This is a genomic window from Pseudomonas donghuensis (assembly GCF_000259195.1).
In the GTDB taxonomy this organism is placed as follows: Bacteria; Pseudomonadota; Gammaproteobacteria; order Pseudomonadales; family Pseudomonadaceae; genus Aquipseudomonas; species Aquipseudomonas donghuensis.
This window is the reverse complement of the sequence record NZ_JH650760.1, coordinates 268447-287902: the sequence shown is the minus strand read 5'-3', so window position 1 is coordinate 287902 and position 19456 is coordinate 268447. Positions and strand designations below refer to the sequence as shown.

General features: G+C 60.9%; 22 protein-coding genes and 2 pseudogenes. 14 read left to right on the top strand and 10 right to left on the bottom strand.

What is annotated here, in order from left to right; translation table 11 throughout:
- The first annotated feature begins 111 nt into the window (after positions 1 to 111).
- Positions 112 to 1302: an MFS transporter gene (locus UW3_RS0109130; protein WP_010222060.1), complete on the top strand. Its 1191-nt coding sequence runs from the start codon at positions 112 to 114 to the stop codon at positions 1300 to 1302.
- Here UW3_RS0109130 and UW3_RS0109125 read toward each other — a convergent pair.
- Positions 1296 to 2327 carry an alpha/beta hydrolase family protein gene (locus UW3_RS0109125; RefSeq protein ID WP_010222059.1) on the bottom strand — a complete coding sequence of 344 codons (1032 nt, stop codon included), beginning with the start codon at positions 2325 to 2327 and terminating at the stop codon, positions 1296 to 1298. The genes UW3_RS0109130 and UW3_RS0109125 overlap by 7 nt on opposite strands.
- A gap of 140 nt (positions 2328 to 2467) precedes the next feature.
- Positions 2468 to 3079 carry an FMN-dependent NADH-azoreductase gene (locus UW3_RS0109120; protein WP_010222058.1) on the bottom strand — a complete coding sequence of 204 codons (612 nt, stop codon included), beginning with the start codon at positions 3077 to 3079 and terminating at the stop codon, positions 2468 to 2470.
- Between the two features lie 128 nt (positions 3080 to 3207).
- Here UW3_RS0109120 and UW3_RS0109115 point away from each other — a divergent pair, with 128 nt between their 5' ends.
- Positions 3208 to 4116 carry a LysR substrate-binding domain-containing protein gene (locus UW3_RS0109115; protein ID WP_010222057.1) on the top strand — a complete coding sequence of 303 codons (909 nt, stop codon included), beginning with the start codon at positions 3208 to 3210 and terminating at the stop codon, positions 4114 to 4116.
- Positions 4109 to 4468 (top strand): MmcQ/YjbR family DNA-binding protein, encoded by a 360-nt coding sequence (locus tag UW3_RS0109110; RefSeq protein ID WP_010222055.1) that lies wholly within the window; start codon positions 4109 to 4111, stop codon positions 4466 to 4468. The genes UW3_RS0109115 and UW3_RS0109110 overlap by 8 nt, the downstream gene beginning before the upstream one ends.
- Here the strand turns inward: UW3_RS0109110 and UW3_RS0109105 are convergent.
- On the bottom strand, positions 4461 to 4907 hold the full coding sequence (locus UW3_RS0109105; RefSeq protein WP_010222054.1) for a DUF1294 domain-containing protein: 447 nt from the start codon (positions 4905 to 4907) through the stop codon (positions 4461 to 4463). The two genes, UW3_RS0109110 and UW3_RS0109105, sit on opposite strands and share 8 nt — an antisense overlap.
- Position 4908: 1 nt before the next feature.
- Positions 4909 to 5739, bottom strand: a complete 831-nt coding sequence (locus tag UW3_RS0109100) for an undecaprenyl-diphosphate phosphatase (RefSeq protein WP_010222052.1) — start codon at positions 5737 to 5739, stop codon at positions 4909 to 4911.
- 302 nt (positions 5740 to 6041) lie between these two features.
- Here UW3_RS0109100 and UW3_RS30380 point away from each other — a divergent pair.
- Together UW3_RS30380 and UW3_RS30375 are read left to right on the top strand one after the other, a co-directional pair.
- A pseudogene (locus UW3_RS30380) lies at positions 6042 to 6818 on the top strand (cache domain-containing protein); the annotation flags it as partial.
- 123 nt (positions 6819 to 6941) lie between these two features.
- Positions 6942 to 7676: a methyl-accepting chemotaxis protein gene (locus tag UW3_RS30375; protein WP_374045277.1), complete on the top strand. Its 735-nt coding sequence runs from the start codon at positions 6942 to 6944 to the stop codon at positions 7674 to 7676.
- Positions 7677 to 7755: 79 nt separating this feature from the next.
- Here UW3_RS30375 and UW3_RS30075 read toward each other — a convergent pair whose 3' ends face one another.
- Positions 7756 to 7890: a hypothetical protein gene (locus UW3_RS30075; protein ID WP_258694540.1), complete on the bottom strand. Its 135-nt coding sequence runs from the start codon at positions 7888 to 7890 to the stop codon at positions 7756 to 7758.
- 236 nt (positions 7891 to 8126) lie between these two features.
- Between UW3_RS30075 and pnuC the strand changes: the two genes are divergently transcribed.
- The 8 genes from pnuC to UW3_RS0109050 all read left to right on the top strand — a co-directional run bounded on the left by pnuC (position 8127) and on the right by UW3_RS0109050 (position 15015).
- The gene (gene pnuC, locus UW3_RS0109085; protein WP_010222050.1) at positions 8127 to 8693 is read left to right on the top strand and encodes a nicotinamide riboside transporter PnuC; all 567 of its coding nucleotides are present in this window, start codon (positions 8127 to 8129) and stop codon (positions 8691 to 8693) included.
- On the top strand, positions 8690 to 9214 hold the full coding sequence (locus UW3_RS0109080) for an AAA family ATPase (protein ID WP_010222049.1): 525 nt from the start codon (positions 8690 to 8692) through the stop codon (positions 9212 to 9214). The genes pnuC and UW3_RS0109080 overlap by 4 nt, the downstream gene beginning before the upstream one ends.
- A gap of 325 nt (positions 9215 to 9539) precedes the next feature.
- On the top strand, positions 9540 to 9977 hold the full coding sequence (locus tag UW3_RS0109075) for a hypothetical protein (protein WP_010222048.1): 438 nt from the start codon (positions 9540 to 9542) through the stop codon (positions 9975 to 9977).
- A gap of 1 nt (position 9978) precedes the next feature.
- Positions 9979 to 10551: a hypothetical protein gene (locus tag UW3_RS0109070; RefSeq protein WP_010222047.1), complete on the top strand. Its 573-nt coding sequence runs from the start codon at positions 9979 to 9981 to the stop codon at positions 10549 to 10551.
- A gap of 52 nt (positions 10552 to 10603) precedes the next feature.
- Positions 10604 to 12157: a hypothetical protein gene (locus UW3_RS0109065; RefSeq protein WP_010222046.1), complete on the top strand. Its 1554-nt coding sequence runs from the start codon at positions 10604 to 10606 to the stop codon at positions 12155 to 12157.
- Positions 12158 to 12221: 64 nt separating this feature from the next.
- Entirely contained in the window at positions 12222 to 12902 is a 681-nt protein-coding gene (locus tag UW3_RS0109060) for a C39 family peptidase (protein WP_010222045.1), read from the top strand.
- Positions 12903 to 12935: 33 nt separating this feature from the next.
- Positions 12936 to 13688 carry a hypothetical protein gene (locus UW3_RS0109055; protein WP_010222044.1) on the top strand — a complete coding sequence of 251 codons (753 nt, stop codon included), beginning with the start codon at positions 12936 to 12938 and terminating at the stop codon, positions 13686 to 13688.
- Between the two features lie 46 nt (positions 13689 to 13734).
- Entirely contained in the window at positions 13735 to 15015 is a 1281-nt protein-coding gene (locus tag UW3_RS0109050) for a transporter (RefSeq protein ID WP_010222043.1), read from the top strand.
- A gap of 49 nt (positions 15016 to 15064) precedes the next feature.
- On the opposite strand, the gene UW3_RS0109045 is transcribed toward UW3_RS0109050, so the two are convergent.
- From UW3_RS0109045 to UW3_RS0109035, 4 genes are all read right to left on the bottom strand, one after another.
- Positions 15065 to 16390 (bottom strand): sigma-54 dependent transcriptional regulator, encoded by a 1326-nt coding sequence (locus tag UW3_RS0109045; RefSeq protein ID WP_010222042.1) that lies wholly within the window; start codon positions 16388 to 16390, stop codon positions 15065 to 15067.
- Between the two features lie 232 nt (positions 16391 to 16622).
- Positions 16623 to 16982, bottom strand: coding sequence for a carbohydrate-binding module family 14 protein (locus UW3_RS30205; protein ID WP_158467528.1), 360 nt, complete (start codon positions 16980 to 16982; stop codon positions 16623 to 16625).
- A gap of 50 nt (positions 16983 to 17032) precedes the next feature.
- The gene (locus UW3_RS0109040; RefSeq protein ID WP_148276786.1) at positions 17033 to 18085 is read right to left on the bottom strand and encodes a hypothetical protein; all 1053 of its coding nucleotides are present in this window, start codon (positions 18083 to 18085) and stop codon (positions 17033 to 17035) included.
- Positions 17997 to 18773: a hypothetical protein gene (locus tag UW3_RS0109035; protein WP_010222039.1), complete on the bottom strand. Its 777-nt coding sequence runs from the start codon at positions 18771 to 18773 to the stop codon at positions 17997 to 17999. Before UW3_RS0109035 ends, UW3_RS0109040 begins: the two co-directional genes overlap by 89 nt.
- A 191-nt stretch (positions 18774 to 18964) precedes the next feature.
- On the opposite strand from UW3_RS0109035, the gene UW3_RS0109030 reads away from it, so the two are divergent.
- Positions 18965 to 19231: a hypothetical protein gene (locus tag UW3_RS0109030; protein ID WP_010222038.1), complete on the top strand. Its 267-nt coding sequence runs from the start codon at positions 18965 to 18967 to the stop codon at positions 19229 to 19231.
- 111 nt (positions 19232 to 19342) lie between these two features.
- Here the strand turns inward: UW3_RS0109030 and UW3_RS29395 are convergent.
- Positions 19343 to 19456 (bottom strand): annotated as a pseudogene (locus UW3_RS29395) (magnesium chelatase); the annotation flags it as partial.

The following is a 19456-nucleotide window of genomic DNA, read 5'->3' as shown; positions in this document are numbered from 1 at the left end:
TGTAGGAGCGGGCTTGCCCCGCGATGCTTGAAATCCCGTTAGCCTGCTTCCTTTTCTCCTCGCACCCGGCGATCATGGGCCCTCTCCCACCGCCCGCCAGCGAACGAGCTCATGTCCGCGCAACAGCCCGCTCCCGTCGACACCGGGTCGATCACCCGGCAAATCCTTTCAGTTGTCTTCTACACCTTCATCGCCTTCCTCTGCATCGGCCTGCCGATCGCGGTGCTGCCCGGCTATGTGCACGATCAACTGGGCTTCAGTGCGGTCATTGCCGGCATCACCATCGGCCTGCAATACCTCGCCACCCTGCTCAGCCGGCCGTTTGCCGGGCGCGCGGCCGACAGCCTGGGCAGCAAGCGGGCAATTATCTATGGGCTGCTGGGGATCGCCGCCAGTGGCGTGCTGACCGTTGCCTCAGCGTTGACGGTGAGCCTGCCGCTGCTGAGCCTGCTGGTACTACTGGCAGGTCGCGTGCTGCTGGGGATCGCCCAGGGGTTGATTGGCGTGGGCACGTTGAGCTGGGGGATCGGCTCGCTCGGCGCCGAACAGACCGCGCGGGTGATTTCCTGGAACGGTATCGCCTCCTATGGCGCCATCGCCATCGGCGCGCCGCTCGGGGTCATGCTGGTTGCCGAGATCAACTTCGCCACCTTGGGCCTGGCCTTGAGCGCGCTGGCGCTGCTGGCGTTGCTGGTGATCCGCAACAAGCCCTCAACACCGATAGTGCGTGGCGAACGCCTGCCCTTCTGGGCCGCATTCGGCCGCGTGGCGCCGTGCGGCGTCAGCCTGACCCTGGCATCGATCGGCTATGGCACCCTGACCACCTTCGTCACCCTGTTCTATCTGGAACAAGGCTGGAGCGGCGCCGCCTGGTGCTTGAGTGCCTTTGGCGTGTGCTTCATTGCTTCGCGGCTGCTGTTCGTCAACGCCGTCAACCGCTTTGGCGGTTACCCGGTGGCGATGGCCTGCATGGCCACCGAAGCCCTGGGCCTGGCCTTGCTGTGGCTGGCGCCCAGCCCACTGCTGGCACTGGTAGGCGCAGGGCTTGCCGGTTTCGGTCTGTCGCTGGTGTACCCGGCGCTGGGCGTGGAGGCGATCAAACAGGTGCCCAGCTCCAGCCGTGGTGCCGGCCTGGGCGCTTATGCGGTGTTCTTCGACCTGGCCCTGGCAATTGCCGGGCCGTTGATGGGCGCGGTGGCCCTGCACCTGGGCTATGCCTGGATCTTCTGTGTGGCGGCCTTGCTGGCGCTGCTGGGTGTCGGCTTGACCCTGCTGCTGTCACGGCGCCCCCGCGCTTACTGATCAGCCATGTGCAGCCCGCTTTGTTGCCGGGTAGCCAAGGTGTGGTTGAAAAAACGCGCGGCCTCGGCCTGCAAGGACAGGTGAATATCCTCACGATCGACGCCGTCCGGGTCGTTGCACAAGGCCGCCATCTTCTGCCGCTGTTCGTCGTCGCAGGGCGCCATGAAGACGAAATGCCCGGCACCCGCGAGCAGTGTGTAGTTGGGCGTGAGCGGCAGCTTGCGCGCCAGGGCCTGGGCGTTTTTGTCGATGGCCAGCAACTGGTCCTTGTCGCCACTATAGATAAGCGCCGGGACCCTGACCTCGGCCAGGGCGTGGCGGCCGAACATCAGGCTCAAGGGCGCCATCAACAGCAACGCCTTGACCCGTGGATCAGGCGCGGCGCGCAGGTCGGCGCGATCAGCGATCAGCACCCCCTTGGTCTTGCAGGCATCGGCATCCTGCGGCCGCTCCTGGCAGTAGCGCCGCAGACGCTCCAGGTCCGGTTGCGCGCCCGACAGGATCAGCGCCGTCTCGCCACCGGCCGAATAGCCAATCACGCCCACCTGCGGGCCGTTGATGTACGGGGCGAGAAACCCATCGTCGAGGCTGGCGCTGATCGCCGCGCTGATCTGCAAGGGGCGGCCGTAAAGATTGCTCAGGGTTCCCAGGCGGCTGTGGTCACGGGCGTTGTCACCCGGATGGGTCACGGCGACAACGATAAAACCGCGCCGCGCCAGGGCCGTGGCCAGATCGTGCAAGGCCAGGGGCGTGCCGGTGTTGCCGTGGGAAAGCAGCAACAGCGGATAACGGCCCATGACCATGGGCGCGCCTTCCCAGGCCTGGACCCGATAGCCGTCGATACGGCTGCTGCGCTCGGGTCCGCTGGACGGATAGAACGCCAGTGCCTGCACCGGTTGCGCATCCAGCGGGTCGGCGAAGCTCAGCCGGTGCACACCGACACTCCAGTGCGCAGCCGGCTCGGCGTGCACCGTCAGCGGGCCGCCCAGCAGCATAAGCAGGAATAACGCGCCAAGACGCCGCATCGTTTTGCACCTTACCCAACGCTGTCGATCAATGCTGACAGTGCGCAGCATAGAACGGGCCGGATCGGCGCAGATGAAGACTCCATGAAAAAACCGACTGCAGGCCATGCCTGCAGTCGGTCTGGGTGACGCTAGCGCTATCAGGCTGCGGCGAACAGGTCGTTGCTGATCTGCAGTTGCGCGGCGTTCAGGGCCTTGACCCGGTGCTCATCGCCATAGGCCAGGCCATGTGCGCGGACGATTTCCAGGTCGGTGATGCCGATGAAACCGAGGAACACCTTGAGGAACTCTTCATGGCCGACCGCCGTTGGCTGGCCAGCGTGCAGGCCGCCTGCGGTCGATACCAGGATCACTTTTTTGTCGCCGCACAGGCCTTCGGGGCCGGCTTCGGTATAGCGGAAAGTCTTGCCGGCAACTGCGACGCGGTCGATCCAGGCCTTGAGCTGGGTCGGCACGGTGAAGTTGTACATCGGTGCGGCCAGTACCACGGCGTCGGCGTCGAGGAACTCCTGCAGGGTTTCGGCGCTGAGCTTGGCTTCATGCTGTTGCGCGGCATCGCGCAGTTCTTCCGGGGTGCCCGCAGCGACCAGGGTCGCGGCCGAAAAGTGGCTGATGGCGTCGCCTGCCAGGTCACGGTAAGTCACTTGCAGCGACGGGTCGGCGGCTTTCCAGGCTTCAACCACGCTGCGGCTCAGTTGGCGGGAGGCGGAATTGTCGCCCAGGATGCTCGAATCGATATGCAACAGTTTCATGGGACTCTCCTGAATGAAGACCGCGAGTGGGCGATCACGATGGAGAGAATCCTACCCGGGTGACGAATAGCTGATAAGTCAGCAAAAATGCGTTAGTTTGTCCTACTGGCAGGACAATGGTGACGCGCATGCAAGACCTCAACGACCTTTTCTACTTTGCCCGAGTGGTCGAAGCCGGCGGTTTCGCCGCCGCTGGCCGCTTGCTCGGCATCCCTAAATCACGCCTGTCGCGGCGTATCGCCGAGCTGGAAGAACGTCTGGGCACGCGCCTGCTGCAACGCACCACCCGGCAATTGAAGCTGACGGCCGTGGGCGAGCGGTACATGCGCCACTGCCAGGCGATGCTGCTGGAGGCGGAAATGGCTGACGAAGCGGTCGCCAGCATGACCAGCGAACCACGCGGGCGCTTGCGGGTGTCGTGCCCGGTGGGCCTGGCCCATGAATTTCTGCCCGATGTGATCAGCCGCTTCCTGCAGCAATACCCGCAGGTGCAACTGGACATGATCCTGCTCAACCGCCGGGTCGACCTGATTACCGAAGGCGTCGATGTTGCCCTGCGCGTGCGTGACCTGGGTGATGAAGACCCAGCCCTGGTCACCCGCCGCCTGCGTCAGGCGCAGATGTTCCTGGTGGCCTCGCCGCAATTCGCCGCCGCGCAAGCGCTCGATCATCCGCAAGACCTGGCCAGCCTGCCGGTGCTCGGCGCGGTGGATGCCGACCGCCTGGTCCACCTGCGCCTGCTCGATGCCCAGGGCCATAAGCATGAACTGGCGCTGGAGGCGCGCCTGGCCATCGACGACTTTGTGGTGCGCAAGGCCGCCGCCGTTGCAGGCCTGGGCTTTACCGCGCTGCCGATCATGCACTGCGAAGCGGAACTTGCCCGTGGCGAGTTGGTGCGCGTGCTGCCAGACTGGTCGTTGCCTGGCGGTTATCTGCAGGCGGTCTACCCCCATCGGCGTGGGCTATTGCCGGCGGTACGGGTATGGATCGATCATCTGGTGGCAGAATTCGCCCAATGCGGGGAGCGTTATGTCTGAAGGGAAAATCACCGAAACCCAGGTCGCGGCCTTCTGCCTGAGCCTGCCGGGTGCGCGGGAAGACTACAAATGGGGCGGCGTGCGGGTGTTCTCGGTGGCCGGCAACAAGATGTTCGCGGTGCTTGACCTGGCCGGTGCCGGGCTTTCGTTCAAGGTCGACAACGAGCTGTTTCTGGGCTATGCCGACCGCCCCGGCGTGCGCCCGGCGCCCTACCTGGCGCGGGCCCACTGGATCAGCATGGCGCCGCCCTACCCCATGGGCCGGGCTGAACTGACCGAGCTGCTGCAGCGCTCGCACCAACTGGTGGTGCGGCGTCTGCCCAAGCGCCTGCAGCCGGGGCTGCTTATCTGAGCACGGGCGCCAACGCCGCCCCCAACCAGCGGCCACCCAGCAGCAGGTGGTCGACCCAGAACAGCTGGTGCGCAGCGACAATGGCCCAGAAACTCAGCTGGAACGACAGCTTGCGGGTCTTGTGCCGAAAGCGTTGCTGGGCCAGCAAGGCGCCCGGCCAGCCGCCACACAGCTCACTGGCGTGCAAAACCTTCTCCGGCGTGCGCCAGGCCTGATTGCGGGCCTGCTGCTTGTCGCGCCAATACAGCACAAAGCTCACCAGGCTGGCCAGCGGGTAGGCCAACGCCGGCACCCACGACTGGCCGCTGAGCAGCATCTGCAGCGCCCCACCCACGGGCAGCAGGCACAGGGCGACAAAAACCAGCAGCTTGCCGCGCGGGTTTTGGATCGCGCCGCTGGCAGAGGCTGCGCGGCGCTGTTGGCTCTGGCTACGGCTCATCTCAACCGTGCGCCGTGGTCCAGTCGACCCAACCGAACAGCCAGGTGCCGAGAATGATCAGGCCGAACCCGATGCGGTACCAGGCGAAGGCCGCGTAGCTGTGGTTGGCGATGAACTTGAGCAGGCCGCGCACGGCGATCATGGCGAAAATGAACGACACCACGAAGCCGATGGCAAATACCGGGAAGTCGTCGGGCTGGAACAGCTCGCGGTATTTGTAGCCCGAGTACACGGCGGCACCGACCATGGTCGGCATGGCCAGGAAGAACGAGAACTCGGTGGCCGCCTTGCGCGACAGGCCGAACAGCAAGCCGCCGATGATGGTCGAGCCGGAACGCGAAGTGCCCGGGATCATCGCCAGGCACTGGGCGCAACCAATCTTCAGGGCATCGCTCCAGCGCATGTCATCGACCTGGTCAACGCGGATCACATGCTGGCGGCGCTCGGCCCAGAGCATGATCACGCCACCGACCACCAGGGCGGCGGCCACGGTGATGGGGTTGAACAGGTATTCATGGATCAGGTCGGCGAACAGCACGCCGAGCACCACGGCCGGCATGAAGGCGATCAGCAGGTTGACGGTGAAGCGTTGTGCTTCGCGCTGACGCGGCAGCCCCACTACCACGTCGAAGATCTTGCGACGAAATTCCCAGACCACCGCCAGGATCGCGCCCAGCTGGATGATGATGTTGAAGGCCATGGCCCGCTCACCACCGAAGTTGATCAGATCGGCGACGACGATCTGGTGGCCGGTACTGGAGATCGGCAAGAACTCCGTCAAGCCTTCGACAATACCTAGAATGACAGCCTGCAGGCCGGTCCAAAGATCCATGCTTCCCCCGTGAGTCAATGCCTGCGGCATGCCCCTTTATAGTCTTTTAGTTGCCAATGGCTGTTCAGCGCCTGGCCGTTTTACAGCGACAGTTGGTCGCAAAGCCAGCAGAAAAGTTCACGCGGCCTTCAGGTTTATCCCGTCGAGGCCGAAATCCTATCAGACCTCTCGGATAAACGCTGCTGGGACGACGCAACAGACCTCAACGAATCAAGCACTTAGTCCTTGGTCGAGTAGGTGGCGGGAGGCAAAGCATGCTTGGATGTGGGCAACAATAAAAAAGAACTCGAGGTAAGCATTCCATGAAGACTCTTCGCAGTATGTCGATCAGCCGGCGCTTGTGGCTGATCCTGGTAGTGGCAGTGGTGATGCTGGTAACCCTCGGTTTGCTGATGCTGCGCCAGATTCATGGTGACCTGTACCAGGCCAAGGCGGAAAAAACCCGCCATGTGGTAGAAACCGCCGCCGGCGTGCTGGCGTATTACCAGGGGCTGGAAGCAGCCGGCACATTGAGCCGCGACGCGGCCCAGCAACAGGCCCTGAGCGCCGTGCGCGGCCTGCGTTACGACCAGAATGACTATTTCTGGATCAACGACCTGGGGCCGAAGATGATCATGCATCCGACCAACCCCAAGCTCGACGGCCAGGACCTGTCGGCGATTCGCGACCCGGACGGCTTTGCCCTGTTCAACGAAATGGCCGCCCTGGCCAAGGCCAAGGGTGCCGGCAGCATCGACTACCGCTGGCCGAAGCCGGGTGCCAGCGAGCCGGTGAAAAAAACCTCCTACGTTCAACTGTTCAAGCCGTGGGGCTGGGTGATTGGCTCGGGCGTCTATATCGACGACATGCAGGCCGAGTTCATCCGCCAGGTGCGCGACGCCTCGATCCTCGGCCTGGGCATCGCCCTGGTGATGGCCCTGCTGGTGGTGTTGATCGCCCGCAGCATCGCCCGGCCGCTGCAGGAGGCGGTCGATGCCATGGCCACCATCGCCAGTGGCGAGAGCGACCTGACCCGGCGCCTGGATACCCACGGCAGCGATGAAGTGACCCAGCTGGGTACCCACTTCAACAGCTTCACCGGCAAATTGCAGGGCGTGGTCAGCCAGTTGCAGGGCGCGGTACATGCCCTGGCGCAATCGGCCAGCGATGTGGGCAACAACGCCGGCCAGGCCCAGCAGCGCAGCGAACAGCAGTCCCAGCAAATGGAGCAAGTCGCCACGGCTATCAACGAAGTGACCTACGCGGTGCAGGATGTGGCGAAGAATGCCGAACAGGCTTCCAGCGAGATGCGCGATGCCCAGTTGCGCGCCGAACAAGGCCAGCAGAGTATCCATGGCAGCCTGCAACGTATCGACCAGCTGTCGGCGACCATCGATGAAGCCGTGCAGGTCATTCGCGCCCTGGCCGGCCAAAGCACACGCATTGGCAGCGTGCTTGAGGTGATTCGCTCGATTGCCGAGCAGACCAACCTGCTGGCCCTCAACGCGGCCATCGAAGCGGCCCGCGCCGGCGAACAAGGTCGAGGGTTTGCCGTGGTGGCCGACGAAGTGCGCCTGCTGGCCCAGCGCACCCAGCAGTCCACCGCCGAAATCCAGAGCATGATCGAACACCTGCAAGGCCAGTCCGAAGCGGCCGTCAAGGCCATCGACGCCAGCAGCGAGGCCTCGCGCCAGACCGTCGAGCAGGCCAGCGAAGCCGGGTTGAGCCTGGATGCCATCAGCCAGGCACTGCACAACCTGACGGCGCTCAATGCCTCGATTGCCAGTGCCACCTTGCAGCAGTCCCATGTGGTCGAAGAGATCAACCGCAACGTCACCGAAACGGCGGACCTGTCGCAGCAAACCGCCCTGGCGGCGCAGCACTCCAGCGACTCGGGCAAAGCGCTTACACGGTTGAGCACGCAGCTTGAGCAACTGCTGCGGCAATTCCGGGTTTAACGCAAATCATGTAAAACTTTTGCCAATAGACTGCCTGACGAAATTGCCCCTAAGGTAAAGCCTCCCCCATGGAAGGAGGCTACACCCATGCACAAGTACCCCTTGGCACGCCCGCGTCATAGCCGCTGACCGGCGTCACCGAGGCGAACAGCGACAGCGCAGGCAGCTCGCTGGTGGTCGTGGATTCGATGGTATCGGTTTGCAAGTCATTCATGGCAGACAGCCTCGGTAGCAGGGGGGAACAACGTTTCGGCCCTGCGTGCATACCGCCATGAAAAAGGGCCGACCTGGTTAAAGTCGCCCCTTATTCAATACCTCGTTATCGAGGCCAACAACTGACAAAAATGCTAGGTGGCAGTCCAAACCTCATGCCTGTGCGTCCCTCGCGTATGCCAGAAGTAGCGCCAACAGGTACAATCGCGCCTTTGCGCACACTACCAAGGAACGCCGATGTCCGGCCTCGAACTGTTCGCCGCCGTGCTCGGCGTTATCGCCGTCTGGCTCACTGCCAAGCAGAACCCCTGGTGCTGGCCGATTGGCCTGGTGATGGTGCTGCTCTACACCTGGGTCTTCTATGACGTGAAGCTGTATTCGGACATGCTTCTGCAACTGGTCTATGCCGTGCTGCAACTCTATGGCTGGTGGCAATGGACGCGTCCGGACAGCGTGCGCGAGGCGCGCCAGGTCAGCCTGTTGCCGACGCATTCGGTTGCTTTTGGCCTGGGTATCGGCTTGCTCGGCAGCCTGGGCCTGGGTGCGGCCATGGCCACCTGGACCGACGCCGCCCACCCATGGCTGGACGCCGCCCTGACCGGTTTCAGCCTGGTCGCGCAACTGTGGATGGCGCAAAAGCGTCTGCAGTGCTGGCCGCTGTGGATCGTCCTCGATGTGATTTTCGTTGGCCTGTTCCTGTACAAGGCCATGTACCTGACTGCCGCGCTCTACGCGCTGTTCACCCTGATCGCGGTGCAGGGCTGGCGCGATTGGCGGCGTGACCCGGCGCTGGCCTACGCATGAAGGTCTTGGTACTCACGGGCCCTGAATCCAGCGGCAAAAGCTGGCTCAGCCATGAAATCCAGGCGCACTTCGGTGGCGAGCTGGTGGGCGAGTTCGTACGTCACTTCATTGACGAACAGGCACGCGATACCTGCTATGCCGACATCCCGACCATCGCCCGCGGGCAGTTGGCCTGGGAAGACGCGGCCCGCGCCCGGCTGCCGCATCTGCTGATTCTCGATACCCATCTGTTGAGCAACATGCTCTGGAGCCGCACGTTGTTTGGCGATTGCCCGGCGTGGCTCGAAGCGGCCTTGTTGGCGCGCCATTATGACGTGCACTTACTGCTCAGCCCCGAGTCAATCGCCTGGCACGACGACGGGCAACGCTGCCAGCCGCAACTGGCCGAACGCCAGGCGTTTTTCCAGGCTACCGCTGACTGGTTGGCGCTGCACCAGCTGCCATATCAGGTGGTGCAAGGCGACTGGGAGCAGCGCCGGTGCGCGGCATTTGCAGCGGTAGAGCGCTTGCTCAAGGCCTGAATGGCCGCCCTCTGCCGCCAAATGTCCATTCCTGAAACACAGGTCACTGCACAAACCCGCGATCTAAAGCGGCCCCAGTGCGCGTACGCAACAGTGTTAAACACCTGAAACAGCCACGGTCCGGGCCCCTTGATGAGCGCAGGCGCGCGCTGGATCCATGTTTGTACGCCATCTGCGTCTCAATGGCGTTACACGAAATTTTCACAATTGCGCTCAGTAAACTCAAACCGTTGTTTTTCCGCGACAAATAGAAACCGGCACACCTTCTGCTCTCTTCCTCGCACCGCTAAGTACGGCCTGCGCACTCGAAGAAGGAATTGCCATCGTGGGAAAGATTGATAAGGGTATTTATCGCCTCCTGCTGGTCGGATGTGCATTGGGGTCAAGCTTGAGCTGGCCTGTCCAGGCCGAGAACGGGATCATCGTGATTACCCGCGATGTGCAACCGCGCAACGCCATGCGTCCCCCCCTGGCTCCCGACCCCTACCCGACCACCGTCAATACCAACCCGTCGGCACACGTTCTCAAGCAAACCAACGAGTTGAGCGATGGCGACTTTGCCTCGATCAGCAGCGGTGCCGGCATCAATGTCCTGGTCACGCAACAGACCAATAACCTGGGCGGCAACATCAACAACCAGACCCAACTGCCCAACCTGGCCGGCGGACGCTCCGGCAACGCCGGCAACGGCATCTCCAACATGGTCAATTCAAATGTGCAAAAAGGCCTGGCGCCCCTGCAGATCCTGACCGGAGGCCAATGAGATGAAGCACTCGCTGCTGATTCTGGCCATGTTTTGCAGTGCCCCGGCCTTCGCCCAGCCCCCAGTGATCAACAACGCCACCATCGACAGTTCCGGCACGCATTACCAAGGCAACCTCACAGTCAACCAGGCTGCCGGCGATCAACAGCAACAAGCCAACGCCCGGGCCTTCGCCATTGGTCATGGCGCCAGCGCAAACACCCAGATACGTCAACGCCTGCGCAGCCCTGGCGACCCCGCGATCGCAGCCCAAGCCAACATCCAGGGCAATGCCTTCAGCCAGGGCAGCGGTGCACTGGGGGTCAACCAGAGCGCCGGTGCCAGTACCCAGCAAGCCAACGCACTGCGTATCAGCATCAGTGCGCAGCCACAAAGTATCGACGACAGCGTCCTCATGCAGCAAAACGTGGCGCTGCTCAACAACTCCGATCCAGCTGACGCTGCACCCGGCTATCGCCAGGTCACCACCAGTGACCAGGCCTTCACCGGTAGCCGTGGGGTGATTCAGTTGAATCAGAGTGCAGGGGTGGGAAACCGAACGGCCAACACCCTGAGCATACGGGTCGCGGACTGACCCAAATAGTTAGGAACAACACTTAACCTAAAATAAAGTACGGAGAATCACCATGAAACCCTCGATGGCACTCAAGCCTCTGGTGTTCGCAATTGCTGCGGTCATGGCTGTTGCTGTACAAGCTGGGCAGAATGATCGGCGTGGCAATGACCATCATCACAATGGTCACCACAACAACGGTCACCACACCCCTCCTCCAACCAAGATCCCTGTCTATGCGACTGCCAATGCCAATGATAGCCAGCGCAGCACCGGCAACCGCATCCACAACGAAGGGACCGAGAACTCAGCCGAGATGACCGATTCCGCCGAAGGCTCGAGCGGCAACGTCGGTGTCAACGTGGCGGCCGGTAACGGCAACCAACAAGACAACGCCGCGGCCATCGCCAACGCTCAATCCGAATCGAGCGTTGACAACACCTTCGTCTTCGGTACTGCCGAAGCTACCGCCCGCGTCACGCAATACAGCAACAACAACAAGGTCAACAACTGGTCGACGCAAAACTCTGCGGTCATGAGCGGATCTGCCAGTGGTGCCAACGGCAACGTCGGTATCAACATTGCTGGTGGCGACCTTAACCAACAGAAAAACACCATGGCCATTGCCAATACCAATGCGCCACTCGGTAACGCAAGAGCCACCGCCTCTGCCAATCAAAACGGCCCTGGCCTGACTGTCAACAACTACGCCGATCGGGAAACCCGTCTGGATACGCTGACCTTTACCAAAACCATCAGCGGTTCGTCTTCTCGCGAAGGCACCTTCGACGCCAGTGTTGATAAGAGCGCTTCGTCGAGCTCCAGTGCCAGCGGTTCGCGCAGCTCTGAGGCCAGCGGTTCGAAGAGCTGGAGTGCCAGCGGTTCCAACAGCATGACTGCCAGCGGTTCCAACAGCTCGAGTGCCAGCGGCTCCAACAGCTCGAGTGCCAGCGGTTCGGGCAGCTCGAGTGCCAGTGGTTCCCACAGCTCGAATGCCAGTGGTTCCAACAGCCGCGATACCAGCGCAACCAGCAGTGCTTCTCTGGACGTCGCACTGAACGCCGCCGCCGAGGCTGCCCGGTCCGTTACCACGGATGATGGCCGTCGCGAACGCACCCGCAGCCAAGAAGCCAGTGCATCGCTTGATGTAACGCTTAATGCATCGATCGATGCATCGCGCGAAACTTCGTTCGACTCTTCGTTCGACAGATCGCGCGACTCGTCGTGGGATAGATCGCGCGACTATGCGTACGACAAATCGCGTGATTCTTCCTACGATAGATCCCGTGATTCTTCTTACGATAAGTCCCGTGACTCTTCTTACGATAAGTCCCGTGAATCTTCGTACGATAAATCGTCGTCCTCCTCGTTCGAGAAAGCCTACGAAAAAGCTTCTGAGTCTTCGAGCTCCATCTCGAAAAGCTACAGCGAAGCCGACTCGTTTGAGCTGAGCAACAGTGTTTCCTTCCAAGTGCTGACTCCAATTGGCTGGGCAAACCCTGTGACCAACACTGCAACCCTGAACGGTTCGGTTAATGGTGGCAGTGGCAACCTGGGCGTCAACGTAGCTGCTGGTGTGGGCAACCAACAAAGCAACTCGCTGGCCATCTCCAACACCTCGATGTAATTGCCGTGGCCTGGAGGCCCCCTTCGGGGGGCCTTTTTTCACTACCAGCAGGGGGGTGTCGAACATGCGCATTATCGTCTTGGCGTTTTTTCTTTGCCTGGCCAGTCTGAGTGAAGCTGCACAAATGCCACTTTCCGTGTTGCCGGGTGGTGCGGTGATATTCAAGCCCATCCAAAGCGTACGCGAGCGCAAATTCGCCGACCTTGTGCAACAGAAAACCGACTTCAGTTGCGGCGCCGCTGCCCTGGCGACCATATTGCGCCAGGCCTATTGGCTGGACGTGAATGAAGAACAGATTATCGAAGGCATGCTGGCCCACGCCGATCAGGACCTGGTCCGTGTCCAGGGCTTCTCCATGCTCGACATGAAGCGTTATGTCGAAAGCCTGGGCATGCGTGCCCGCGGTTACCGGGTAGCCGTCGAGACCTTGCACACCATCCGCATTCCGGTGGTGGTGCTGATGGACATCCGTGGCTACAAGCATTTTGTGGTCATGCAAAAAGTTCACAACGGCTGGGTATACATCGGTGATCCGGTGCTTGGCCATAAGCGCTTCAAAGTCGACGATTTTGTCAAAGGCTGGAACGGCATCATCTTTGCCATCATCGGCCAGGGTTACGACAAGACCAATGCCCTGCTCGACCCGCCGCTACCGCTTACCGCCAAGAACCGCATCAACACCTTCACTCCGGTGCAAGACGCCGAGCTGATGGATTTCGGATTCATCCCAAGCGACTTCTTCTAATGACAAGGGAGCACGAAGCTCCGGGAGCATCCAATGAAGACTTCAATCTGGCTCGCCGTGCTTTGCCTGGCCACCAGCCTGCCAACCCAGGCGCAGACGCTCAAACCCATTGAACTGAAGGATCAGGAACTGGCAAACCTGCGAGGCCGCTTTGTCATGCCGGGGCGGATCATCAGCTTTGGCATTGTCATGAGCAGCACCTGGCAAAATGCCAATGGTGAAGTCATCGGCGCAACGTCCTCGATGCACATTCAACAGTCGACCATCACGCCACAATTCTATGTGTCAATGATCGACGAAAAAGGCACGGGCTCGGCGCGTTCGCAAAACACCGGGACCGGCACCGTCACCGGTGGCAGCGGCCTCAGCAGCACCGAAGGCGTGACGCAGATCGTGCGTGCTGCCGGTGACAACAACAGCGCCTACAACAACGTTGATATCAACGTCACCAGGGCCAACCAAGCGCCAGCAACCGCAACCCAACCACAAGGCCAGGCACTGGCCGCAGGCTCGACGCTGGTCGGCGCCAACGGCGCAGGCTCGCTGAGCATTTCGTCCACCGGCAGCGGTGTGCAACTGAACATCGTCGCCAGCAACAACCAGGGCAGCACCGTGCAGCGCCTGGCTCAGGGCGGGCTGATGCAGAACACCACCTTGCTCGGCGCTGGCAACCAGGTCAGCAACCTCACCTCTCTGAATGTCGTGCTACGTGACAACGTGCCGACCGCCGGGGCGCTGAACGGCAACCTCGACCAGCTCAAAGGCCTTCGCACGCTCGGATTCTGATCTACGCTCAGTCTCACCATCCGAATGCAGAAGGGACGGCTAACCCATGCACCGATCGATGACGTTCAGGGCTATCGTCTGTTTGAGTAGCCTGGCTCCAGCCACATTGCTCTACGCAGCCGCCGACCCCCAGGTCGAAGCACTAAAACAAGAACTCATGGAGTTGAAACAGCGTTACGAAGCACAGCAGCAAGCGCTGATGGTCCTCGAACAACGCGTTCGCCAGGTTGAAGAAGCACCTGCCACACCTGCCCCCAAACGTCTGACCAGGTCCCCTGCCGAGACGGTCAAGGGTGGCCAGACCGTGGCATCCGGTGCGCCGGGTACCACCGGCAGCTCCTACGGCCAGTCGCTCAAAGACGATTCGGAGCCTGCACAAAGCGTTTCCAACCTGTATGACGAAGCCAGCGGCTTTTTCGGTGGCGGCAAGTTCAGCGTCGAAACCGGCCTGACCTACACCCACTACGATACTCGGGCATTGGTCCTCAACGGTTTTCTGGCACTGGACTCGATTTTCCTCGGCAACATCAACCTCGACCGCATCAAAGCGGACAACTGGACCCTGGACCTGACGGCCCGCTACAACCTGGATCAGCGTTGGCAGTTCGACATCAACGTCCCCGTGGTCTACCGCGAATCCACCTACTCCTCTGGCGGCGCAGGTGGCGCCGGCCCGGTTTCATCCGAAGCGACCGTCAGACGCGATCCCACCATTGGCGATGTCAACTTCGGCGTTGCCTACAAGTTTCTGGATGAATCGGAAAACCTGCCCGACGCAGTCGTCACCCTGCGGGTCAAGGCCCCCACCGGCAAGGAGCCTTATGGCATCAAGCTGGTCAACGACCCCACCAACGACAACTTGTCGGTGCCCGAAAGCCTCCCCACCGGCAATGGTGTCTGGGCGATCACACCAGGTATTTCGCTGGTCAAGACCTTCGACCCTGCCGTGCTCTTCGGCAGCCTGTCCTACACCTACAACATGCAAGACTCGTTCAGCGATATCAGCCCGACGATCAACACCAAAGTTCCGGGTGACGTGAAGCTTGGCGACTCCTGGCAGATCGGTGCCGGTATTGCCTTTGCCTTGAACGAGAAAATGAGTATGTCGTTTTCGTTCTCCGACCAGTTTGCCAGCAAAAGCAAGATCAAACCCGATGGCGGCGACTGGCAGTCGGTTCCCAGCAGCGACTACAACGCGGCAAACTTCAACATCGGCATGACCCTTGCCGCTACCGACAACCTGACCATCGTCCCCAACCTGTCCATTGGACTGACCGACGACGCGCCAGACTTCTCCTTCAGTCTGAAGTTTCCGTACTACTTCTAATCCTCGCGCCCACGAAAAAGCCCGCTTCAGCGGGCTTTTCCAGCGCTGCTCAACGAATTTGATGCTTATGCAACAGCCGGTAGAACGTAGGCCGGGAAACCCCCAGTACCTTGGCGGCAATACTCAAGTTGTCGCTGTGCCGGTTGAGCACATCACATAAAGCCTGGCGCTCGGCCCGGTGCTTGTAGTCTTCAAGGGTGCCCATGCTCGGGACGAAAGCATGCGGGCTGAGCAGCCCCAGGTCCTGAGCCTCGATCTGCCGGCCCTCGGCCAGAACCAGACCGCGCCGGACCCGATTGGCCAGTTCACGTACATTGCCCGGCCAATCGTGCTTGCCCATCGCCACCAAGGCATCCTCGCTGAAGCTGCGCGGGCGTCGCCCGGTTTCCAGGCTGTAGAAATGCGAAAAATGGCTGGCCAGCATCGACAGATCGCCGTGGCGGTCTCGCAGCGGCGCGGTGACGACCTGCAGCACATTGAGGCGGTAATACAAGTCTTCGCGAAAGCGCCCGCTGTCGATGGCCTTTTCCAGGTCGACATGGGTGGCGGCCAAAACCCGCACGTCCACGGCAATCGGCTGGCTGCCGCCCACCCGCTCGATATGCTTCTCCTGCAAAAAACGCAGCAGGTTGGCCTGCAGCTCCAGTGGCAGATCGCCGATTTCATCGAGAAACAGGGTGCCGCCGTTGGCCGCTTCAATACGGCCGATCTTGCGTTGATGGGCGCCGGTAAAGGCGCCTTTCTCATGGCCGAACAGTTCGGACTGGATCAGGTGTTCGGGGATCGCGCCGCAATTGATCGCCACGAAGGGCTTGTCGTGGCGCTGGGACTGGCGATGCAGGGTCCGCGCCACCAACTCCTTGCCGGTACCGCTTTCGCCGCGGATCAGCACCGGTGACTCGGTGGGCGCCAGCTTGCTCAGCAGCTTGCGCAGCTCGCGGATCGGATGGCTATCGCCCAACAGTTCATGCTCGGTCTCGTCGACATGCACGTTGCCCTTGCCTCGCAGGCGCGCCATGCCAAAGGCCCGGCCGAGAGTGACCTGCACCCGCGAGACATCGAACGGCAAGGTATGAAAGTCAAAAAACCATTCGCAGACAAAATCGCCGACATTCTGCGCCCGCAGCTCTTCGGCGCTCAAGACCGCGATCCATTCGGTGTTGCTGCGGCTGATCAGGTCCTTGACCGCATCCGGGGGCTGCAGGTGCGAAGCCTGCAAGCGCAACAGGCCTACGTCGCAGGGATGCTCAAGGGCCGAAGACAAGGTACAGCTATGCACATCCCAGCCCACACTGCGCAAGCCTGGCAACAGGCGATGACAGTCATCGCACGGATCGACGATCAGCAGGCGGCGGTTGGATGCAGGCTCTAGCATGACCTTTTCCTTGGCGCCAATAGTTGAAATTTTAAGTAGAAACAGTGTGTTGGCAGGCCCGTTTTAACAGTAGCAACGATGCGTCAATATCCCACTACCGTCTGTCTGTTGGGAAGGCGCGTTGGTCGCGGATTTCGGGTCAAAAGCGGCGCCGCAACGAGCTGGATACCGGGGCGGTATCACTGCGGCCACCGTGGGGGATTATGCAGTCAAGCGCATGGGCATTCCGTACTCAGCGAACCAGCTGCCGGCGCTCGGGCAAGGCGGGGTCCAACTGGCCAGTTGCAGGTTGGGCCGCATTTGGACAACTGGAGGCGACAGCACATTTCCGAGCCGAAACGGAATAGAAAGCACCGGCCGGGCAAGTAAAAGAGAATCGATACCATTTACCGTCTTTAAACAAACAGTTGTAGTATCGCGTACAGTCGGCTGGATCAGGATGGTTTCCTGCCCCGACCGCGGCACAGTCCACCTGAACTTGCTCATTGCTAATCCCCCCAGACGAACTGCACCCAGCCAACCAGGCGAGAGCTGATACCGCGATTAGCCGAGCCAGAGTACGGTATGCGGTGTTGCGCGAACGGTATGACATGATGCACCTCATTGCTTCGTGGATGTTCGTTTCAATCTCACTGACTTGATTCAGCCGGCAGGCTTTGTGCGTGTCAGAAACCAACCGCCAGCATTGATAGTGTTGTAATCACAACGAAACGTGTTGGCCGAACCCACCTCATAAATACGCACGGCGCCGGGGCATTGGCCGTTGGTAAACATGAAGAAGTAGCGTCGCATCAGCGCTGGAAACGGCTGCGCATAGTGGCCCAGCAGCAGTGTCTCATCAGCCGCCGTAGCCTGGCGCTGCGCCGTGTTGCCAGGAAAGTCCCTGATCTGCTGCCAAATTTTCGTCACGCGGATTGCCGGGCCGTCAAGGACGAGGAGCTCCGGGGCGATGCTAAGACCTGTGCACAGCGTCAGGCGAAGCAAGGGGAAGGTAACCGCGTCGGCTTCCTGCTGCGTCTGATCGAAGCTGACTTTGAATTCCACCCGAAACTCGGAGTCGTCCCGTAGCAGTAACAGACGATCGCGACCAAGCACCCGGCTCAGGCCACTAGCAGCTTCGCCTTCATCGAGTGCCCCTGCGCTGACCAGCTCGATGAGATCGGGCTCACCATTGAGCTTGGTGCCATGACAGCGCAGCCAGACCCGTTGACCTGCGCGGGCGAAATTCCACGGTGCTACTGAAACAGCCGGGTTGCCGCTAACCCGATCAAGATCCAGTGTCGATCCTGCTGCACCGGCGATTACGGGCTGCGCCAGCCCTGCCAGCGGCCGTATTCCCAGGCCCAGTACCGGCGACTGCTGCGCCCCACCGCCCAAACGGTCGACGTCATAGCGGACCTGCACCACGCGCTGGCTCGGGCCAATGTTCGCGCCGACAACGTCAGGGACAAGGGTGAACTCGATTTCACCGCGGGGATCGCCCCTGAGCGGCCCGATAGTGACCGATCCCATAGCCGTGCCAGTCCAGTGCAAGGTAATGTTTTCCTGCACAGTCATGTGCGCATAGCGGATCTTGATCGTTACGCCAGATAACGCCTGCAAAGGGTCAAGCTGGCCGGTGGTGGCCTGGATAACGGTGGGCAGCTGTAGCGCCAATCCATAGCGACAAAAACAGCGAGTGCCGGGTTCGTACACCCGCTTCCACCACCCAGTACCGGAAAATGATGTTGTGGCCAACGGCTGGGTCAATGAAGTCGACGGGTACATCAAAGGTCAGATCTTGTAAGCCGATAACCGGAATATTTTGGGAATGCGTTCCGCCGAGACCTGATCGCACACACTCAAGATAAACCGTCTGCCCAACTAACATGCCATCGTATATCGCTACACGTACGGTAGCGGTCGTGAGGCCGACGGGGTCCAGCCTGCCACTCTCGGATTCGTCTACCAATGGAGGGGGAAGCACCCGCTGCATCCCCCCGATCTCCAGGTCCAGATGCTCGGACTCATGCCAGCCGCTGTCATAATCGAACACGCGATAACGCACCGTCACCAGGCCGTTGTTGAGCGGAGCGATATGTTCCGCCAGCACGATGAAATCAATGGGCTCTCCCACCCAATCGGCGTCAATGTCGCGGTCCTCGGTATGAATATGGTGCTGATTGTTCGCCCGCCGCCCATCCCAGATCAGTCGCACCAGCCGGTTGGCGGGTATTTGCGGGTAGGCAGGAATCCGCACCGTCGCACGCTCAAGGGTATCGGCGAGGTTATTTTCCACGGCTTCGAGAACTGAAGGTGACGGCAATAGCTGCTTCGTTGATATACCTTGGCTCATCCCGCCCCCTGTCATGAGTGCATGAGCACTCTGGCTGGCCTTATTCAACGCCCCTTCCTAACTGGCCGCTACTGACAAAAATGCCAGGTAGCCAACATGGACCGATGAGCGGTATTAAAATATTTTCAAAAGAAGTGTGACTTGTCCCCCGGTCGGGTGCATCAGTACAAGTAACTCACCGCGGCGCAAACAGGCGCGCGGGTTTATTCCATGTTTGGGCCCACAGAGAGACCGAACCCATGAACGCCCCGCTGCGTGTCAACGAAGCCCTGCTGATTGCCGACCACGCCTTTGAACCTTTCCAGTGTGTTGCCTGGGATGTACCCAACGGTACCGGCGAGTTGAGCCTGGCAGTCATCGACCGGACCAGCACCCGCATTGGCAGCAAGCAAGTTCCTTGCAGCACCTACTCCGACCCTGCGCAACTGGCTCATTTGATTGAAGAAGTTCGTGCCGAGTTGAGCGAGAAAGGTTATACGCTGCAGCCTTGGTCGATGCCCAAGTAAAGAGCGTTTAATTGCCAAAGGCGCTGTATTCGCGCACGCCTTTGGCAACGTTGCTATAACTCGCTGGACAAACTGCGACACGTGGCCGCAGTTGTTTTTATTTATACCAGGCTATCCACCGAGCACCGCCAGTGTCTCCAGGTGCTGGTAATCGGCATGCAGTTGTTGCGCAAGTAACTGTGCCCTTCCCAGCTTGACCGGCGAACTTTCGATATCCACCAACAG